Origin of the sequence: Sciscionella marina DSM 45152 (assembly GCF_000379465.1) — a bacterium.
GTDB classification, from domain to species: Bacteria; Actinomycetota; Actinomycetes; order Mycobacteriales; family Pseudonocardiaceae; genus Sciscionella; species Sciscionella marina.
In genome coordinates this window covers 688,024-704,809 of the sequence record NZ_KB905392.1, presented here as the reverse complement: position 1 = coordinate 704,809, position 16,786 = coordinate 688,024, and the positions used below count along the sequence as shown (strand labels likewise).

Sequence of the window (16,786 nt, the reverse complement as noted above, 5' to 3'; positions counted from 1 at the left end):
GCCGCCATGCGCGTAGCACTGTTCGCGACCTGCCTCGGCGACACGATGTTCCCGGGAGCGGTCGCGGCGACTGCGAAGGTGCTCGCCCGCCTCGGCCACGAGATCGTCTTCCCCACGACGCAGACCTGCTGCGGGCAGATGCACGTCAACACCGGCTACCAACGCGAGGCGCGCGGGCTCGTGGAACGATTCGTCGAGGATTTCGCCGATCCCTCGATCGAGGCCGTGGTCGTACCCTCGGGTTCCTGCGTCGGTTCGGTGCGCCACCAGCACGAGATCGTGGCGCGGCGCTACTGCGACACCGCGACCTGGGAGCGCGTGCACGCGACCGCGGCCAAGACCTACGAGCTGTGCGAGTTCCTGGTGGATGTACTCGGGGTCAGCGATGTCGGCGCGTACTTCCCGCACCGGGTGACCTACCATCCGACCTGTCATTCGTTGCGCATGCTCCGGGTCGGCGAGAAACCCTTGCGGCTACTGCGAAACGTGCGCGAGATCGAGCTCGTGGAACTGCCCGAGGCGGAGTCCTGCTGCGGGTTCGGCGGGACCTTCGCGGTGAAGAACGCGGAGACCTCGACCGCGATGCTGGCCGACAAGATGCGCCATGTGCTGGACACCCGCGCCGAATTCTGCGCGGCGGGCGATTCCTCCTGCCTGATGCACATCGGCGGCGGGCTCTCCCGGCTGAGCACCGGGGTGGGCACCGTGCACATCGCGGAGATCCTGGCGGCGACCGAGTCCCGGGAGGTGACCCGATGACCTTTCTCGGCACTCCGGAGGTTCCCCCGCGCGGAACCGGCAACCTCCGTGGCACCCAGTCGTTTCCGGAGGCGGCGCACGACCGGCTCGCGGACAGTCAGCTGCGCCGCAATCTCGGCAAGGCGACCCGCACGATCCGCGCGAAACGGCTCGCCGCTGCCGGTGAACTCCCGGACTGGGAAGCCCTGCGGGACGCGGGTTCGGCGATCAAGACCCAAGTGCTCGCGAACCTGCCGGAACTGCTGGAGACCTTCGAACAGCGGGTCACCGAGCGGGGCGGCACCGTACACTGGGCACCGGATGCCGCCGCGGCCAACGAGATCATCACCGGTCTGCTCGGCGGCGCGCGCGAGGTGGTCAAGGTGAAATCCATGGCCACCCAGGAGATCGGGCTCAACGAACACCTCGAATCGGCAGGGATCAGCGCCTTCGAGACCGATCTCGCCGAGCTGATCGTGCAACTCGCCGGGGACACCCCCTCGCACATCCTGGTGCCCGCGATCCACCGCAACCGCGCCGAGATCCGGGAACTGTTCCTGCGCGCGATGCCGGGCGTGGACCCGGACCTGGACGATGATCCGGCCAATCTGGCCGCTGCCGCCCGCCGCTATCTGCGGCAGAAGTTCATGGCCGCCGAGGTCGCGATCTCCGGGGCGAACTTCGGCATCGCCGAGACCGGGACGCTCACCGTCGTGGAGTCCGAGGGCAACGGCCGGATGTGCCTCACCATGCCGCGCAAGCTGATCACCCTGATGGGCATCGAGAAACTGTTGCCCCGCTTCGCCGATCTCGAGGTGTTCCTGCAGCTGCTGCCCCGATCCTCCACCGGGGAACGGATGAACCCGTACACCTCGATGTGGACCGGAGTGACCCCGGGCGACGGGCCGGAGGAGTTCCACCTGGTGCTGCTGGACAACGGGCGCAGCGCCACCCTCGCCGACGAGATCGGCCGCTCGGCACTGCACTGCATTCGCTGCTCGGCGTGTCTCAACGTGTGCCCGGTGTACGAACGCACCGGTGGCCACGCCTACGGTTCCACCTATCCGGGCCCGATCGGGGCGGTGCTCTCCCCGCAGCTGGCCGGAATGGCCGGAACAGACCCCAACGCCTCGCTGCCGTACGCCTCGAGCCTGTGCGGTGCCTGCTACGACGCCTGCCCGGTCAAGATCGATATTCCCTCGCTGCTCGTGGAACTGCGCCACCAGCATGTGCGGGAGGCCGCGCCGCGTGGTGAGGCGGCGATCATGAAGGCCGCGGCGGCCGCGATGGGGGACTCGCGGCGCTGGGAACTGGCGCAGCGGGCGGCGGGCCTCGGCAGGCTGCTCGCGCGGGACGGGTGGATCCGGGCGTTGCCCCCGCCGTTGCGCGGCTGGACCGGGGCACGTGATCTGCCCGCGCCGCCGAAGCAGACCTTCCGGCAGTGGTGGGCCAGCCCGCAGGCGCGCGAGGAACTGCGCCGCGAAGCGGAACGGGGGCTGGGATGACCGGCAAGACGGGGACAACCGGCAAAGCGACCGTGCTCGGCCGGATACGGGATGCGCTCGCCATCGCGCCGCCCGCACCGGTCACGGTGCCACGTGCATACCGCACCGGGACGGAACTGCCCTCGCCGCAACGGATCGCGCTGCTCGCCGAGCGACTGCGGGACTATCGGGCGAGCGTGCACGAATGCCGGGCCACGGACACCGCGGCCACCATCGCGCGGATACTCGGCCCGGCGCGCCGGATCGGGTGCCCCGCCGGGCTCCCGCGGGACTGGCTCGCCGAGACCGGGGCCGAGATCCGGGTGGACGGCCCGGAAACCTCGGTCGCCGCACTGGATGCGCTCGATGCCGTGGTCACCGGTTCGGCGGTCAGCTGCGCCGAGACCGGGACCATCTTCCTGGACGCCGGTCCGGACCAGGGGCGCCGGGCGCTGACCCTGGTCCCGGACAAGCACCTCTGCGTGGTGGATGCCTCGAGCGTTGTCGCCGGGGTTCCGGAGGCCATCGCCCGCCTCGAACCGGCTCGCCCCATCACGCTGATCAGCGGCCCCTCGGCGACCTCGGACATCGAACTGGAACGCGTGGAGGGCGTGCACGGCCCGCGCACCCTGGTCGTGGTTCTGCGCACCGACCGGTGAGCGTGCTCATGGATATCTGGAAATGTGATCCGAGACCCCATGAGGCCCGTGATGCGACGTTCACGCTCGACCTCGAAGACGGTGAACTCGGGCTGATCCGGGTGGTCAGCGAGCGGAACCGAACCGGTCCGGGATCCGGCCGACGATGCGGGCATACATCCTGGCGGGCACCGGTTCCCCGTTCACGGTGAGAAAACCGGGCAGCGGCGGCAGTTCGCGGGCCAGCGGTTCCAGTGCGGCATAGCAGTCGAGCGCGTCGGCCGGCCGGTCCTCGGGCTCCTTCTCCAGCATGCGGGCCAGCACCTCGCCCAGCCGCGCGGGAATGCCGGGGATCTCCGGCGGCCGGGCGTTCACGTGCTGCTCGAAAACGGCGTAGGCCGTGGGACCGGTGAACAGCGGCACCCCGGTGAGCATTTCGTGCAGCACGCAGCCGAGCGCGTAGAGATCGCTCGCCGGTCCGGCGCTGCCCTTCTGGATCTGCTCCGGCGCCATATAGGCGGGGGTGCCGAGCAGTTGTCCGGCGCGGGTGAACCGGGCGAGATCGGCCTCGCGCAGCACGGCGAGCCCGAAATCCAGCACGGTGACGCCGCCGTCCGGGCGCAGCATCAGGTTGTTCGGTTTCAGATCGCGGTGGCAGATGGACAGCGCGTGCGCCTCGGCGAGCACCGCGCAGGACTGCGCCGCGATCGCCGCCGCCCAGGGCACCGGGAGTGGCCCGTGTTCGGCGAGCACATCGGCGAGGGTGACCCCGTCCACGAACTGCATCACCTGGAACAGCCGGGATTCCACCGTGCCGAGATCGTAGAGCGTCGGTGCCCCGGTCAGCTCCAGCTTCGCGAGGATGCGTGCCTCGCGGATGAACCGGCCCTCCACCTCGGGATCGCTGTTTCCCGGGACCTCGAGGAACTTCACCGCGACCCGGCGCGCCAGATGGGTGTCGTATCCGCGATGGACCGCGCCCATACCGCCCTTGCCGATGGGCAGCTCCTCGAGCTCGTAGCGGTCCGCGAGTAGCATGATCACCTCGTTTGCCTTCGTGCGGCTGGCCGGTCACCGTAGCGGATCGGGCTCACTCGCCCGGGGTGAGCATCCCGTCGAGCAAGCCGACGAAACCGAGACGTGCCAAGGAATCCGCCGATTCGGCCAGCGCGCTCGCGGCCCGGTGCACCGCGTCGAGTTCGGCGAACGCCTCGGCGTAGGCGCGCTGCTGCTCCACCGGCAGCCGCGGCACCGCGACGCGGCGGGGATCGATCCGCGAGGAGCCGTGCACCGCCGGTGTGCAGGCACGCAGCACACCGGCGAGGAACCGGGGATCGAGTGCCGCGCTCGTCCGGTAGGCGGTCAGGTGCTGGCCGAGCAGCGCCTCTTCTTCGATCACCCGGGCCATCCCGGTCGCGCTCGCGGCCACATCGCCCGGGTACAGGTGCACCGCCGCCTCGCCGAGGGCGTCCTGGGTTCCGCTCGGTGACCGGTCCGCGGCGAGATCCGCGGAGGTGAGCACCGGCAGATCCGGGGCGCCCGGCCGCGGGGTGAGCACGGTCAGCGCTCCTGTCTTCGCCAGTTCGGCAAGCGAGGTCGTGGACAGCTGCCTGCGTTCGGCGCTGATCTCCAGTACCCGCGCCAGATTCTCGTCGATCTCACTGCTCGCCTGCTGCACGCTCGCCCGGGTCTTCGTGAACACCGCGCCGACATCCGCGCGCTCGCGCAGCAACCGCTGGCGCGCCGGGCTGAGGTCCACCTCGTCGTCGAGCAGGTCGATGATCGGCACCGGTTCGGGATCGTCCCCGGGTGCGCGGTCCCGCTCCGGCTCGTACTCCTCCAGCCACACGGTCGTGCGCTGGGTTTCACCGGGTACCGGCCGGTGCAGGCACCAGATGTCGTGTCCCTCGCGCAGCGAGTACAGCGCGCGCACCGCTCCGGCGCGCAGCAGGTTCGCCCGGATGCGCCGCCCCGAACGCCTGCTCGCCGCCGCTTTCGGCATCAGGAGCACGACCGGTCCACCGGGGCGCACGGCCGCGAGGCAGTGCTGCGCCCAGGCCAGTTCGGATTCCCCGCGCGGTGGCTGACCGTAGGCCCAGCGGGGATCCGCGGCCAGTTCGGCGTGTCCCCAGGCGCGCTCGTTGAACGGTGGATCGCACAGTACCGCGTCCGCGAGCCGATCGGTGAATCCATTGTGCCGCAGTGCATCCGCGTCGATCACCGTGGTCTCGATCCCGGCCAGCCGCAGTCGCACGGCGGTGATCGCCGCGGCGTTCGGATCGGTGTCCTGCGCGAGCGCGGCGCGTGGCCCCGCATCGAGCAACAGGGTGCCGATACCGCAGGCGGGATCGAGCACCGTGCCCGGATCGCCGCCGAGCAACCGCACCATGATCCGTGCGGTCTCGGTGGATGTGGTGGCCAGGGTGCGGGCGTGCGCCGCCCGGTAACGCTCGCACAGCCGCTCGAACGCGGTCGCGGGGCCCTGTTCCTCGGCGAGTTCGGTGAGCAGGGTGCGCAGTGCGCGGTCGGCGAGTTCGGGGCGTACCGCGCCGGGCAGCCGGGGCGCCTCGCCGAGCCGGGTCTGCAGCAGATAGGCGCCCGCGCGGGCCACCGTGCCGCCGAGTTCGAGGTCCTCGGTCGTGGCACGCAGGCGTTGCCAGACCTGCTCGGCCAGCGGAACCCGGGCGGCCTTGCCGTTGGTGGTGAGCCAGGACTGGATGGCCTGTAAGGAGAACAACGGACTCGATGCGGTTCCCCCGGCCGGGGCGGGGAAGTCCTCGTAGCGGCGCCGCCAGTTGCTCACCGCGGCCCGGCCGACACCCCCGAGCCGCGCGATATCGGCCGAGCTCACCAAGGCGTCCTCTCCCATAGCGCGCACAGTACGTCATCGCCCGGAGCGGTTCCACAGCTGAACCACTTGTGAACACGATTCACAAGTGGTTCACTGGTCCCGTGCACGAGCAATCACAACCTCCGGCAGCGCATGCCGCTCCGTTCCGGCTCGTCGTCACGAGCGCCACGGATGTCGGGCGGCGTCGTTCGGTCAACGAGGACTCCGCCTATGCGAGCGAGCGGCTGATCGCGGTCGCCGACGGCATGGGCGGGCACGCGCACGGCGAGGTCGCCAGCGAGATCGTGGTGCGCGCGCTCGCCGAGGCCGAGCAGCGGATACTCGGCGGGAACTCGGCGCTGGCCGAACTCTCCGAGGTGGGCATCCGGGTGGTGGCCCGGATCGACGAACGGGTCGTCGCCGACGAGAACCTGCGCGGAACCGGGTCCACGATGACCGCGCTGTGCTTCGACGGCAAGGAATTCGTGCTGGCGCACATCGGGGATTCCCGGGCCTATGTGGTGCGCGAAGGGCAGCTGCGGCCACTGACCAGGGATCACACCTTCGTCCAGACGCTCGTGGACGAGGGCAGGATGAGCGAGGAGATGGCCGCCACGCATCCGCGCCGCTCCATGCTCGTGCGCGCCTTGCAGTCCGGTGCGGAGGCCACGGCCGATCTGGGCGCCTTCGATGTGCGCGCCGGGGACCGCTACCTCGTCTGCTCGGACGGCTTGACCGATGTGGTTCCCGACGAGACCATTCACCAGGTGCTCGGGATGACCGAACCGGTGGATGCGGTGGCACGGCAACTGATCGAGCTCGCCAACGAGGCGGGTGGACCGGACAACATCACCGTGGTGATCGCGGATGTGTACCCGGGGAACGGAGCGACCGAGTGAGTTACGACGTGGCTGCGGTGCGCAAGCGGTTCCCGGCACTCGCCGAGGGCACGGCCTACTTCGACGGCCCCGGCGGGACACAGGTGCCGGACGCGGTGATCGAGGCGATCACGGCGCCGCTGCGGGACGGGGTGTCCAACCGGGCCACGGTCACCGCGGCGGAGCGGCGCGCGGAGGACGGGGTGCACGCGGCCCGTTCGGCGATGGCGGATCTGCTCGGCGCCGAGCCGGGCGGGGTGGTGTTCGGCAGGAGTATGACCCAGCTGACCTACGACTTCGCCCGCACGATCGCCAGGCAGTGGTCGCCGGGGGACGAGATCGTGCTCTCCAGTCTCGATCACGATGCCAATTTCCGGCCCTGGGTGCAGGCCGCGGAATCCGCAGGGGTGTGGGTCCGGGTCGCGGAGTTCACCGTGAGCTCCGGGGTGCTGCCCACCGAGGCGATCACCGGACTGCTGGGTCCGCGCACCAGGCTGGTCGCGGTGACCGGGGCGTCGAACCTGCTCGGCAGCCGGCCCGACATCCCCGCGATCACCGCCGCCGCACGGGAGTCCGGTGCGCTGTCCTATGTGGATGGTGTACACCTGACCCCGCATGCGCGCATCGATCTGCGTGCCCTCGGTGCGGATTTCTACGCCTGCTCGCCGTACAAGTTCCTCGGCCCGCATCTCGGGGCGCTCGCCGCGGATCCCGCGCTGCTCGGGACCCTGCGCCCGGACAAGCTGCTCCCGGCGAGCGATGCGGTTCCCGAACGCTTCGAATTCGGCACCTTGCCCTATGAACTGCTCGCCGGAACCACGGCGGCGGTGGATTTCCTCGCCGGGCTCGATTCCACGGCGGCGGGGGACCGGCGAACCCGCCTGCTGGCCAGTATGATCGCGCTCGGCGCACACGAGGAGGCGCTCGCTCGCCGCCTCGAGGACGGGCTCCGCGCGCAGGGAGTGCGCTGCCACGGGGATCCGGAACGGGAACGCACGCCGACCGTGCTGTTCGAAGTGGACGGTGTGCCCGCCGAGCGGGTCTACACCGAACTCGCCGGGCGCGGGGTGAACGCGCCCTCGGGCAGTTTCTACGCCTACGAACCGGCCCGCAGGCTCGGCCTCGGCGAACAGGGCGCGGTACGGGCCGGGATCGCGCCCTACACCGACGAGTCCGATGTGGACCGGCTGCTGGACGGGATCGCGGAGCTGCGTTCCCGACGGTGACCGCTCGCGGATGGAGGATGCGATGAAAGCCTTGGTACTGCGGGATTTCTGGGATTTCCAGGTCGACGAGCGGGAACGGGGCGCACCGGGACCCGGTGAGGTCGCGGTGCGTGTGTTCGCCACCGGCATCTGCGGGTCGGATCTGCACGGCTATACCGGGCAGAACGGGCGACGGGTCGCGGGGCAGGTGATGGGCCACGAGACCGTCGGCCACGTCGCGGAACTGGGCGTGGGCGTCGACGGGCTCGCCGTGGGCGATGTGGTGACCGTGAACCCGGTGCTCGCCTGCGGGACTTGCCCGGCCTGCACGCGCGGCCAGGAACAGGCCTGCCCGGACAAGACCGTCATCGGGGTGACCGCAGGCTATTCTTCGGCGTTCGCGGAGTATTTCCTCGCCCCCGCGCGGAACCTGGTCCGGCTCCCGGAGGCCATGCCGATCGAGTACGGGGCGCTGGTGGAACCCCTCGCGGTCGCCTACCACGCGGCGAACCGGGGCGGCTGCGGCAGCGCGGACGCGGTGCTCGTGCTCGGCGGTGGCCCCATCGGCCAGTCCGCGATACTCGCGGCCCGGATGCTCGGGGCGCGCGCGATCGCGGTCAGCGAACCCGATCCCGCGCGGCGGCGGCTGTGTGCCGAACTCGGCGCGACTCCGCTCGATCCGGCGGAAGGGGACCTCGCTGCGGGCACGGCCACCGCGCTCAGCCGGAAAGCGGATCTCGTGCTGGACGCGGTCGGCACCTCGGCGACGATCGCGGATGCCTTCTCCTGCAGCGTGTTCGGCGCCCGGGTGGTGCTGGTCGGGATGAACGCCCCGCAGCTCGAACTCCCGGCCTATTCGGTGAGCACCGAGGAACGCAGCCTCATCGGCAGTTTCTGTTATACGGCACGGCATTTCCGGGAGGTCGCGGACTGGGTGGCGACCGCGCCGGCCGAACTGGCCGCGCTCGTCGAGGAGACCGTCCCGGTGCGCGATGCCCCGGAGGCCTTCGCCGGCATGGCGCGCGGCAGCAAGGCGGTGGCGGGGAAGGTCCTTGTTTCGTTCACTGCAGATTGACGAACAGGCCACCGTCCACGAGCAGTTCCGCGCCGTTCACATAACCGGCCTCCGGGCGAGTGAGCAGCCACACCGCGCCCGCTATGTCCTCGGGCTTTCCCAGGCGCCCCAACGGAATACGGTTCTCCATCGCGGACCGTTTCGCCGGCTCGGCCAGGTCCTCGGCGTTGATATCGGTCGCGATGGTCCCGGGGAGCACGGCATTGCACCGGATTCCCTTGGGGCCGAGCACGATCGCGAGGCTTTTCATCAGCGAGCTGATTCCCGCCTTGGTCGGGGTGTAGTGCACCTGCCGGGCGCCGCCGACCCATGCGGAGATCGAGGAGATGCCGATGACCGATCCGGTGCGGCCCTCGGTCACCATGCGCCGGGTGACCTCCTGGGTGACGAGGAAGCAGCCGCGCTCGTTCACCCGCTGCACCCGGTCCCAGAGTTCCACGTCGATCTCGAAGAAGTCCGCGAACGGGCAGATTCCCGCGTTGCTGACCAGGATATCGGTGGGGCCGACGGCCTCCTCGGCATCGGTGACCAGTGCGCGCACCGCATCCGGATCGGCGACATCGGCCTCGATCGGGAACCCCACGCCGCCCGCCTCGGCCACCTGCCGTGCGGTCTCCTCGGCGAACTCCCGTTCCCCTGGCGGGAAGTTGATGGTGATCCGGGCGCCGTCGCGGGCGAACCGGATCGCGGTCGCCCGGCCGATTCCCCGCGCCGCCCCGGTGATGAGCACGTGCGCCGTCTCCTGTCCGGTGGGGCTGTTCATGCCACCTTCCCTCCTGCGAACCGATCGAAATTCTTCGGGTCGTAGAGCGGGACGATCACATCCGCGGTCTCCCGCACCCGCCGGTACGCCGCCGTGGCTTCGTAGATGTTCTCGCTGATCCCGATCGGATGATCACGGGCGACGTTCTCCAGGTAGAAATAGGAATCGGAGATCGCCACCGTTCCCTTGGTGCTGTCCGCCTCGACGACCATCGACGCGCGATGGTGCCCGCCGCACCACCAGGTGCGCAACCCGGGCGCGAGCTCGGTTTCGTCCTCGAGCAACCGCACCCGCGGCCAGGCCTCGGTGACCAGGTGCACGAGCACATCGTCCGGGATCGAGGTACTGCGGTCGTCATGCGGATGTTCGTGCGTGGTGTGGAAATGCACCCAGCCGCGCCGGGCGAGGCAGATCTCCGCGTTCGGGAAAAGCGGGATATTGCTGACCGAATACAATTGCAGCGGGGTGAGGATCACATGGGTGATCTCCTCGGGCTCGACGCCGTTCTCGAACAGCCGATCGGCGATGAACTCCCCGTCCGCGCGCACCATTCTCGCCCGCTGCCCGAGCACCGTCGCCCATTTCTCGTTCATCGGACCGATATCCCTGGCGGGCCCGGTGTTCACCAGCGCGGTGACCCCGTTGCCGCGCACCAGCACCGACTGGAAGACGAGCGGATACCAGCTGTCGAAGGCGCTCATCCAGAAGATCTCGGGTCCGGGGACCTCTCCGGCCCCGACACGGAGAAGATCGATGGCGTACTCGTCCACGGCCGCACCACCTTTGGTCGGTTCCCAACACCTGGACTCAGTATTACAGTCCGGTCCTGGCCAGCCAAGGGATTCCGGAGGTACCGCGATGGCGCGTGCGGCGTTCACCCTGCACATCAAACGGGACAAGGTGGCCGAGTACGCCGAGGCACACCGGCGGGTCTGGCCGGAGATGCGCGAAGCGTTACGGCAGGCCGGGTTCCGCAACTACTCGATCTTCCTGGACGACAGTACGGCGTTCGGGTATTTCGAGGCGGACGATCCGGAGGCAGCGCTCGAGGCGATGGGCCGCACCGAGGTCAACGCCCGCTGGCAGGACACCATGGCGGAGCTGCTCGAACAGCGGGTCGAGGACGACGGGCCAGGACTGCTCCGCCAGGTCTTCCTGCTGGAATGAACGCCCCTAGCCGAGTATTCGGTTGTTCTCGGTGTGTGTCCAGCCCGCCGCCTTCGCGTGTACCGGGCCGAGCACCCGGGAACCGGTCAGCCATAACGCGCCCGCACGGTTCGCGGTGACCGGGCCGAGCACGGTCGAGTCCACTACGACGAGCGAGGCGCCGGGTGCGACGTGCACGGGTCCCGCGATGCGCGCGTTCTCCACGCAGGTGATCCCGTGGCGCACGGTGAGCGGGCCTGGATGAGTGCCGCTGATCCGCTGGGTGCATGCCGCGACCGGAACACTGGTGTTCAGCGGTTTCCCGTTCTGCCGCACGGTGTAGTAGTCCCCGGCCGCGTGCCTGCGTTGATAGCTCAGCCGCAGCCCGCCGACTCCACCGGTGGTCGAGACCCGTGCCCCGTCGGCTGCGGTCTCGTCCAGCCGCACCGGATCGGGACCGAAGGACTCGGCGCGCACCCGGTTCTGCGGGTTTCCGAGCGGGAACGTCGCACCCGGTGCGCTGCGCACCCGCCAGGAAAGCCCCTTTCCACTCGTCGCGATCGCCCGGTCCGCCTCGATGCGCAGCGGCCCGGACCCAGAGGGCAGCGGGGTGTCCCCGGTTCGCGCCTCGATACTCAGCTGTCCATCCGGATCCAGTCGCATCCGGTCGGTGTAGAGCGCGCGGTCCGCGGTGTCGCTCGGGCGCGCGTGATGCACGTAGTACTCCTGCTTCCCGTCCGGCGAGCCGATGATGCTGCCATGCCCGGTGGAGTACATGCCGATCGAGGGATTCTGGGACAGGATCGGGTTCACTGCGCTCTTGCGCCACGGGCCGAGCGGGCTGGGTGCGGTCGCGTACCCGACGCCGTAGGAAGGACTCTCGTAGTTGTTCGCAGAATACGTCAGGTAGTAGACGGGTTTGCCGTGCACGATCCGTTTGACCGTGGTGGACCCCTCCTCCCAGCGGCGGTCCTTCTTCTCTCCGTTGGTCTTCGCGTAATCGTCGACGTGCGCGTTCTCCCAGGACTGCTTGTCCGAGCCGTAGTTCAGGATCGGGGTGTAGCCGTCGCGGCGCCGCGCCCCGTGATCACCGCGCTTGTTCGCGTTGACATAGCCCGGGGCGATACGGGGCATGGTCTTGCCACGCGGATCCTTCCACCACGCCGAATCCAGGCGCACCGCGTAGATGTTCGATTCCTCGACGTACTTGCCGAGGTCCTCGTCCCACACCCAGTTCCGGTAGGCGTTCCGGGAGAAGTACAGATAGATCCGGCCGTTGTCGAAAAAGACATTCGGATCGATCATCGGAATGTAGGTTCCGCGCGGTGCGGTCTGCCCTTCCGCGTGGGTGGCGGGCGGCTTTTTCTGCGTGCTGTCCATGATCCGGTTGACATCGTGATAATCCGGATCATAGGGGAAATAGTCGAGGGGTCCGGCCTGAATGTTGTGGAATGGCCCGGCAGGCGAATCCGCGACCGCGACCCCGAGCTTGCACGGTTCCTCGAAATCGCCGAACGTGAAATTCTCCGCCACGTTCTTGTTCATGCGTGCCGCGTAGAACAGGAAGTATTTCCCCGTCTTCGCGTTGTGGTAGACCTCGGGCGCCCAGAACCAGTCGTGCCCCCACTGCCCCTGCGCGGAGAGCGCCCCGCCGGGCAGGCGTTCCCAGGTCGCCAGGTCAGGGGAGCGGTAGATGGCGAAGTGGTAGCCCGGATCGGCGCCCTCGGTGGAGTACGCGTAGTAGGAGCCGCTGCGCTCGTCCCACAGCACGAAGGGGTCCGCGGCCGGATTCTTCGCGTCGTTGTAGAAGGTGGCGTTCGAGCGGGGACCGGCAGCCGAGGCGGGCGCGGCCAGCGGTGCCGCGAGGAGCAGAACGGCGAGAAGCGAGACGAGGCCCGCGCGCATTCGGTGCACGACGAACCACGATTGCCCCGGTCACCTCGTCTGTCAACCGCTGATCGATGCCAGTGTGCTTGACCTGGAGTGCACTCAAGCTCCTACGGTTGATTCGTGACGTACTCAATCGCACAGGCCGCCGAGGCGTGCGGGCTGTCCATCGACACGCTGCGCTACTACGAACGGATCGGACTGGTCGTTCCGCCGGCCAGGGATTCCGGGGGACGGCGCACCTACTCCGATGAGGACATCAACTGGCTCGTGTTCCTCACCAAGCTGCGCACCACCGGAATGCCGATCCGGCTCATGCGCGAATACGCCCAGCTCGCGCAGGACGGGGAGGCCACGGCCGCGCTGCGCAAACAGATCCTGGTGCGCCAGCGGGCCAGTGTGCACGCGCACATCGCCGAACTCCAGACCTGCCTCGAGGTGCTCGACTACAAGATCGAGAACTATCAGCGGATCGAGGAGAAATTCCAGGACAAGCAACGGAAAGTCACGGAGGTACCAGCATGATCGCACGCCGGAAACTCGGCGCGCTCGAGGTGTCCGCGCTCGGGCTCGGCTGCATGGGGATGAGCCACGCCTACGACTCGGCGCAGCGGGACGAGCGCGAGTCGATCGCCACGATTCACCGTGCCCTCGAACTGGGCGTCGACCTGCTCGACACCTCGGATTTCTACGGCGACGGGGAGAACGAGCGCCTGGTCGGGCGGGCCATCGCCGATCGCCGGGACCAGGTCGTGCTCGCCACGAAGTTCGGCATCACCGGAACGGTGGGGGGCGAGCTGGCCGTTCACGGCGCACCCGAATACGTCCGCTCGGCCTGTGAGGCCTCGCTGCGCAGGCTCGGGGCGGACCACATCGACCTGTACTACCAGCATCGGGTGGATCCGAACGTGCCGATCGAGGACACCATCGGCGCGATGGCCGAACTGGTCACCGAGGGCAAGGTGCGCGCGCTCGGCATGTCGGAAGCGGGCGAGGGGACGATCCGGCGCGCCAGCGCGGTGCATCCGATCAGCGCGCTGCAGAGCGAATGGAGCCTGTGGACCAGGGAGCTCGAAGCCCGGATCGCGCCCGCCTGCGCGGAACTCGGCATCGGGATCGTGCCGTTCTCCCCGCTCGGTCGCGGATTTCTCACCGGCTCGATCACCGGCTCGGGGTTCGCCGAGGACGACGCGCGCAGCCGCTTCCCGCGATTCACCGGGGAGAACCTGGATGCGAACCTGCGCATCGTGGCCGCGCTGCGCGAGCTCGCCGAACAACGCGGGGTCAGCGCCGGGCAGCTGGCGCTGGCCTGGGTGCTGGCCAGGGGAGAGCACGTGGTGCCGATCCCCGGGACGAAGCGGCGGCGCTATCTGGAGGAGAACGTGGCCGCGGCCGAGATCGAGCTCTCGGGCGCCGATATCGCGGCGATCGAGGCGGTCGCCCCGGCCGAGGCGTTCTCCGGGGCGCGCCACCCGGCCGCTCAAGAAGCGGTGGTGGACAGGACCTGAGGCTTGGTGTCCGGTAGCCGGGTGGAGATCGCCAGTGCGGCCACCGGGAAGACGAGCAACACGGCGAGCGCGGTCGAAAGCCCCGCGTGGTCGGCGAGCAGGCCGAACACCGGGGTGACGATCCCGCCCACGCTGACCGCCAGCCCGAGGGTGACCCCGCTCGCGGTGCCGATCCGGTTCGGCAGGTAGTCCTGGCCGAGTGTGACCTGCACGCTGAACGGAATGTAGAGGGCGAAGCCGAGTAGCGCGGCGGCGAGGTAGGCCACCACCGCATTCGGGGCGAACAGCAGCGCGAGCAGCCCGGGCACGATCAGCAGGTAGCCGAGCCGCACCGTGCGCACCCGCCCGTAGCGGTCGGCCAGCGCGCCACCGAGCAGAGTGCCCGCGGCGCCGGTGGCCAGCAGCACGGTCAGCGCCGCGTTGCCGGTGCTCTCGGTGAACCCGAGGTTCTTCGTCAGGAACAGCGCCAGCAACGAGTTCACCCCGAAGAAGCAGATCGAGCGGCACATCACCAGACCGGTGAGCCAGCGGAAGGAGCTCCAGTCGTCGACCCTGTCGGTCTCGGTCGTCTTCTTCGCCACCGCGTCCCTGCTCCGGCGCTGGAGCAGTGCCACCACCAGACCGGTGGCCACCGCGGGGATCGCGAGCAGCGGGGTCGCGGTGAGCCCTCCGCCGGTGAGCACCGCGGTCACCAGCAGCGGGCCGAGCGCGAAGCCGATATTGCCGCCGAGGGCGAACCAGCTCATCCCGCGCGCCGATCCGTGCGAGGCGACCCGGGCGGCCCTGCTCGCCTCCGGGTGGAACGCGGCCACCCCGATCCCGGAGAGCGCGATCGCCAGCCAGGTGAACACATAGTGCGGGCCGAGCCCGGAAAGCCCGATCCCGATCCCGGCGATGGCCACCCCGGAGGGAATCAGGAACGCCAGCCTGCGCCGGTCGGTGAGCACCCCGAACAGCGGCTGCAGCACCGAGGACAGGAAGGTGGCCGCCACGGTGATCCCGGTCGCCGCGGCGTAGGTGTACTGCCGTTCGACGACCAGGAACGGGATCAGGGCGGGCACCGCGCCCTGATACATGTCGTCGACAAGATGGACGAAGGAGAGACCGGCGACCGGGACGATCCCGCGGAGAACACGCATGATCTCGATCATCGAACGCGGACGGGGGCGGCCGCTTCCGATATTCTGCCGAGTTGTGCCGGAAACTCGCCACCGCCCCGTCGCTCTCACCGTGACCCGTTCGCTCACCGGCGGGTCCGGGGTCAGCGCGCACTATCACGACGAACACCAGATCGTGTACGCCAGCACGGGCGTGCTCGCCGTGGCCACCTCGGCTGGCGCCTGGATCGCGCCCGCCACCAGGGCGGTGCTCATTCCCGCCGGAACCGTGCACGAACACCGCGCCTACGGGCAGACCGTGCTGCACACCGTCGGGCTCCCACAGGACGCCCTGACCGGTGCTGAACCGGTCGTCGTCGCGGTCCGTCCGCTGCTGCGCGAACTGCTGATCACCTGTTCGGCCCGCCCGCAGGACACCAGCCCAGCGACGCTGCGGCTGCGGGCGGTACTGACCGATCAGCTCCGCGATTCCCCGGAGCGCCCGCTGCACGTGCCCGCGCCGAGTGATCCCCGGCTGGTCGAACTCGGCGCACTGCTCGACCGGGATCCGGCCGATCCGCGCTCGCTCACCGGGTTCGCCACCACGCTCGGCAGCAGCGCGCGCACCCTTTCCCGGCTGTGCCGCGAAGAACTCGGCATGACCTTCCCGCAGTGGCGCACCCAGCTGCGGATGTACCACGCGCTGCGGTTGCTCGCCGAGGATCAGCCGGTCACCGCGGTGGCGCACCGTTGCGGCTGGGCGACCCCGAGCTCGTTCATCGAGGCGTTCCGGCGCGTCATGGGGTACACGCCGGGACGCAGGACCCGTGCCGAGTTCTGAGCGCGATGGGAATCACCGGGCCGTGCCTCGACGTGCGCCTTGACCAGTTCCATTCCGGGCTGGATGCGCCCGGGGGGAGTCGAAAGTCCAGTTTCGCTTGATACTCGACGCCCTGGCCGCGAAGGATCGGGAGCGGCTTGCCGGACTGATCCAGCGCCCGGTCGCGACCGTCCTTTCCCGCGCACGAGCGGCGATGGCACAGATCGGCGACAGCTAGCCGGTTACGGGCGCCCTCGGTCGGCGGCGAGGATCTCGGCCAGCCGAAGGGTGTCCTCGAGGTAGCGCTCGTAGGGGAAGCCCGCGGCGATGAGCCCGGTACGGAGCTCGTCGTAGAGCGGTTTTCCCGCGCTGTGGAAGGCATTCCGGCCGGTTTCGGTGAGCCGGACCAGCCGCCGCCGCGCGTGTTCGGGGTCGGCGGTGATTTGCACCAGCCCATCCGCCTCGAGTGGCCGCAGTGTCCGGCTGATCGCCGGATCGGATACCGAGAGCGCCTGTGCGAGCCGATGCTGGGTGGCCGGTTCGATGTCCTCCAGCGTGCCCAGCAACCGTATCTGGCTGTAGGTCAGGCCGTCGGTGTCATCGGTGCGCCGCCTGGTCGCCTCGCCGAGCAACATGACCACGCGATGCAGCAAGTCTGCGAGTCCTTCGTCCACGACATCACTGTACCCGATTCTTGACTAGTTAATATTAACCAGT

Annotated in this window: 17 protein-coding genes; 10 read left to right on the top strand and 7 right to left on the bottom strand. The window is 69.3% G+C overall.

From position 1 onward, the window contains the following. Positions 1 to 6 precede the first annotated feature (6 nt). Genes A37U_RS0120460 through A37U_RS0120450 form a run of 3 tightly spaced genes read left to right on the top strand, consistent with a single transcriptional unit; the run spans position 7 to position 2,881 of the window. On the top strand, positions 7 to 759 hold the full coding sequence (locus tag A37U_RS0120460) for a (Fe-S)-binding protein (RefSeq protein WP_020498538.1): 753 nt from the start codon (positions 7 to 9) through the stop codon (positions 757 to 759). After that, positions 756 to 2,243 carry a LutB/LldF family L-lactate oxidation iron-sulfur protein gene (locus tag A37U_RS0120455; protein WP_020498537.1) on the top strand — a complete coding sequence of 496 codons (1,488 nt, stop codon included), beginning with the start codon at positions 756 to 758 and terminating at the stop codon, positions 2,241 to 2,243. Before A37U_RS0120460 ends, A37U_RS0120455 begins: the two co-directional genes overlap by 4 nt. Beyond that, positions 2,240 to 2,881, top strand: coding sequence for a LutC/YkgG family protein (locus tag A37U_RS0120450; protein WP_020498536.1), 642 nt, complete (start codon positions 2,240 to 2,242; stop codon positions 2,879 to 2,881). Before A37U_RS0120455 ends, A37U_RS0120450 begins: the two co-directional genes overlap by 4 nt. Positions 2,882 to 2,986: 105 nt before the next feature. On the opposite strand, the gene A37U_RS0120445 is transcribed toward A37U_RS0120450, so the two are convergent. Both A37U_RS0120445 and A37U_RS0120440 read right to left on the bottom strand, forming a co-directional pair. Continuing rightward, a complete protein-coding gene (locus A37U_RS0120445) occupies positions 2,987 to 3,898 on the bottom strand; it encodes a serine/threonine-protein kinase (RefSeq protein WP_026197422.1) in 912 nt (303 codons plus the stop codon). A 52-nt stretch (positions 3,899 to 3,950) separates the two neighbouring features. Further along, positions 3,951 to 5,729, bottom strand: a complete 1,779-nt coding sequence (locus A37U_RS0120440; protein ID WP_020498534.1) for an N-6 DNA methylase — start codon at positions 5,727 to 5,729, stop codon at positions 3,951 to 3,953. An 83-nt stretch (positions 5,730 to 5,812) separates the two neighbouring features. Here A37U_RS0120440 and A37U_RS0120435 point away from each other — a divergent pair, with 83 nt between their 5' ends. From A37U_RS0120435 to A37U_RS0120425, 3 genes are read left to right on the top strand one after another with little or no spacing between them, the layout of a single operon-like run. Beyond that, positions 5,813 to 6,589, top strand: coding sequence for a PP2C family protein-serine/threonine phosphatase (locus tag A37U_RS0120435; protein ID WP_157182905.1), 777 nt, complete (start codon positions 5,813 to 5,815; stop codon positions 6,587 to 6,589). Beyond that, positions 6,586 to 7,794, top strand: coding sequence for a cysteine desulfurase-like protein (locus tag A37U_RS0120430; protein WP_020498532.1), 1,209 nt, complete (start codon positions 6,586 to 6,588; stop codon positions 7,792 to 7,794). Before A37U_RS0120435 ends, A37U_RS0120430 begins: the two co-directional genes overlap by 4 nt. Before the next feature lie 22 nt (positions 7,795 to 7,816). Next, a complete protein-coding gene (locus A37U_RS0120425; protein ID WP_040588266.1) occupies positions 7,817 to 8,848 on the top strand; it encodes a zinc-dependent alcohol dehydrogenase in 1,032 nt (343 codons plus the stop codon). On the opposite strand, the gene A37U_RS0120420 is transcribed toward A37U_RS0120425, so the two are convergent. After that, positions 8,835 to 9,611, bottom strand: a complete 777-nt coding sequence (locus A37U_RS0120420) for an SDR family NAD(P)-dependent oxidoreductase (RefSeq protein ID WP_020498530.1) — start codon at positions 9,609 to 9,611, stop codon at positions 8,835 to 8,837. The two genes, A37U_RS0120425 and A37U_RS0120420, sit on opposite strands and share 14 nt — an antisense overlap. After that, a complete protein-coding gene (locus tag A37U_RS0120415) occupies positions 9,608 to 10,381 on the bottom strand; it encodes an MBL fold metallo-hydrolase (RefSeq protein ID WP_020498529.1) in 774 nt (257 codons plus the stop codon). Before A37U_RS0120415 ends, A37U_RS0120420 begins: the two co-directional genes overlap by 4 nt. An 88-nt stretch (positions 10,382 to 10,469) precedes the next feature. On the opposite strand from A37U_RS0120415, the gene A37U_RS0120410 reads away from it, so the two are divergent. Continuing rightward, complete coding sequence (locus A37U_RS0120410) at positions 10,470 to 10,778, top strand: L-rhamnose mutarotase (RefSeq protein ID WP_020498528.1); 309 nt, start codon at positions 10,470 to 10,472, stop codon at positions 10,776 to 10,778. Between the two features lie 6 nt (positions 10,779 to 10,784). Here A37U_RS0120410 and A37U_RS0120405 read toward each other — a convergent pair whose 3' ends face one another. Continuing rightward, positions 10,785 to 12,662 (bottom strand): glycoside hydrolase family 43 protein, encoded by a 1,878-nt coding sequence (locus A37U_RS0120405; RefSeq protein WP_020498527.1) that lies wholly within the window; start codon positions 12,660 to 12,662, stop codon positions 10,785 to 10,787. 105 nt (positions 12,663 to 12,767) lie between these two features. Between A37U_RS0120405 and A37U_RS0120400 the strand changes: the two genes are divergently transcribed. Together A37U_RS0120400 and A37U_RS0120395 are read left to right on the top strand one after the other, a co-directional pair. Then, complete coding sequence (locus tag A37U_RS0120400) at positions 12,768 to 13,169, top strand: MerR family transcriptional regulator (RefSeq protein WP_020498526.1); 402 nt, start codon at positions 12,768 to 12,770, stop codon at positions 13,167 to 13,169. Further along, positions 13,166 to 14,152 (top strand): aldo/keto reductase, encoded by a 987-nt coding sequence (locus A37U_RS0120395; RefSeq protein WP_020498525.1) that lies wholly within the window; start codon positions 13,166 to 13,168, stop codon positions 14,150 to 14,152. The genes A37U_RS0120400 and A37U_RS0120395 overlap by 4 nt, the downstream gene beginning before the upstream one ends. Here the strand turns inward: A37U_RS0120395 and A37U_RS0120390 are convergent. Then, positions 14,125 to 15,291 (bottom strand): MFS transporter, encoded by a 1,167-nt coding sequence (locus tag A37U_RS0120390; RefSeq protein WP_026197421.1) that lies wholly within the window; start codon positions 15,289 to 15,291, stop codon positions 14,125 to 14,127. The two genes, A37U_RS0120395 and A37U_RS0120390, sit on opposite strands and share 28 nt — an antisense overlap. A gap of 55 nt (positions 15,292 to 15,346) precedes the next feature. Between A37U_RS0120390 and A37U_RS0120385 the strand changes: the two genes are divergently transcribed. Beyond that, positions 15,347 to 16,090: a helix-turn-helix transcriptional regulator gene (locus A37U_RS0120385; RefSeq protein WP_026197420.1), complete on the top strand. Its 744-nt coding sequence runs from the start codon at positions 15,347 to 15,349 to the stop codon at positions 16,088 to 16,090. A 221-nt stretch (positions 16,091 to 16,311) separates the two neighbouring features. Here A37U_RS0120385 and A37U_RS0120375 read toward each other — a convergent pair whose 3' ends face one another. Next, on the bottom strand, positions 16,312 to 16,743 hold the full coding sequence (locus tag A37U_RS0120375; protein WP_026197419.1) for a MarR family winged helix-turn-helix transcriptional regulator: 432 nt from the start codon (positions 16,741 to 16,743) through the stop codon (positions 16,312 to 16,314). Positions 16,744 to 16,786 lie beyond the last annotated feature (43 nt).